Origin of the sequence: Bradyrhizobium vignae, assembly GCF_004114425.1 — a bacterium.
GTDB classification, from domain to species: domain Bacteria; phylum Pseudomonadota; class Alphaproteobacteria; order Rhizobiales; family Xanthobacteraceae; genus Bradyrhizobium; species Bradyrhizobium vignae.
In genome coordinates this window covers 1-1,773 of sequence record NZ_RDQF01000137.1, presented here as the reverse complement: position 1 = coordinate 1,773, position 1,773 = coordinate 1, and the positions used below count along the sequence as shown (strand labels likewise).

The following is a 1,773-nucleotide window of genomic DNA, read 5'->3' as shown; positions in this document are numbered from 1 at the left end:
CGCATTGCCTCAGTAAAAATGTTACCGGACAACTTCCCTGTCGTGTCTGGGGCGGAGCTGCCGAATCAGTTCGGTGGCGGGTATGGCAGGGAAGATCAGCATGCGCGCAAAGCGCGAGATCACATCAGCGCTGGTGGAGCGTTATCGGGCGAGCGGACGGCTCGAGAAGGCACGGATCCTGGACGAGCTGTGTGCCGTTACGGGATGGCATCGCAAGCACGCTATCCGAGCACTGTCGGTGGACGGGGCATCGGGATCGGCCGTGCCGCGGCGACGGAGCCGGACCTACGGAGCTTCCATTCGCGTTGCACTGATTGTGCTATGGGACGCCTCTGACCGGCTCTGCAGTAAGCGGCTCGTCGCGATGATCCCGTTTTTGCTTCCGGCTCTTGAACGGCACGGCAGATTGAAGCTTTCTGCCGATGAGAGGTCGAAGGTTTTGAAGGTGAGCGCGGCGACGATCGATCGCCTGCTGAGCGACGTAAAGATCGCAGCAGCCGGAGGACGCCGACGGCGGGCGGGCTTTTCCAGTGCCGTACGGCGGCAAGTCCCGGTGCGTACATTCAATGACTGGGGATCACCTCCGCCGGGGTACTGCGAAGCGGATCTGGTTGCGCACGGCGGCATGTCCGTATCCGGCGCGTTCATTCAGACGCTAACAATGGTGGATATCGCAACGGGGTGGACCGAATGCTTTCCGCTCGTCGTGCGTGAAGCAGCTCTTGTGGTCGAAGCTCTCGAGCGCGCGCAGAACCTATTTCCCTGGCCCGTTCGGGGGCTCGATTTTGACAACGACAGCGCCTTCATGAACGACACGGTCGTGTCGTGGTGCCGTTCTCACGATGTCGAAGTCACTCGTTCCAGGGCCTACAAGAAGAACGATCAGGCATTCGTTGAACAAAAGAACGGAGCTATCGTTCGCCGCCTGGTGGGCTACGGGCGGTTTGAAGGCATTGATGCTGCTCGCTCATTAGCTCGCCTGTTTGCGGCGGCACGGCTGCACATCAATTTCTTCCAGCCCTCGTTTAAGCTGAAGGAGAAGCACCGCGAAGGTGCCAAGATGATCAAGCGCTATCTTCCTCCCGCTACGCCGTACGAAAGAGCATTGGTCCACCCGAGGCTCAATGAGGCATTCAAAGGTCGGCTGCGGGAGATTTACCGGACGCTTGATCCGGTGGCATTGCTGGCACAGATGCGGGACGCTCAGAATGAGCTGGGTAAGCGCGTCGATCAACGGGCTGGAAAGCCAGCGATGACTGTCGCGCAGGGGCATGGCGACTTAGCGGCCTTTGCCCGAGAGCTCGGCGATGGTTGGAAACAGGGTGAGCAGCGGGGCATTCATCGTCGTCGCTATGTGCGGCGCAAGCCTGTGCCACGTCGGCCATCGATGCTCGACCCCTACATTCCCATCATCGAGGAATGGCTCGCCGCGGCTCCGCACTTGTCCGCGGTCGATCTTCTCTCCCGGCTGGAAGCGCATGCGCCCGGTCGGTTCAGCGGCCATCAGCGGCGCACGGTGCAGCGATTGGTGAAGAATTGGCGATCAAAGGCCGCTCGACAGCTCATCAGCAGCACAGAGATCACACTATCGGTCCAAGCTTCGCGCCTTCGTATTTAATCCTGACAGGTTCTTTCGCCGAAGCACCGCAAGCCGCTCGCTCGCTACGGCGCTCTGGAGGGCGCGCTTCGCGAGCGGCTTGCTCCGACTCGCGGCAGCCGATCCAGAAAGACACCAGGGTGCGCTTCAGTAACATTGTCATCTGAGGCAATATG

1 protein-coding gene is annotated in these 1,773 nt (G+C 60.5%); it reads left to right on the top strand.

Translation table 11 applies throughout. The annotated features are described in order from the left end of the window. Positions 1-82: 82 nt before the first annotated feature. Positions 83-1,618, top strand: coding sequence for an integrase catalytic domain-containing protein (locus EAV90_RS40005; RefSeq protein WP_164937308.1), 1,536 nt, complete (start codon positions 83-85; stop codon positions 1,616-1,618). Positions 1,619-1,773 lie beyond the last annotated feature (155 nt).

Coding starts and splice junctions, on each gene's coding strand:
- EAV90_RS40005 (WP_164937308.1), top strand. CDS start 83: ATGGCAGGGAAGATCAGCATGCGCGCAAAGCGCGAGATCACATCAGCG.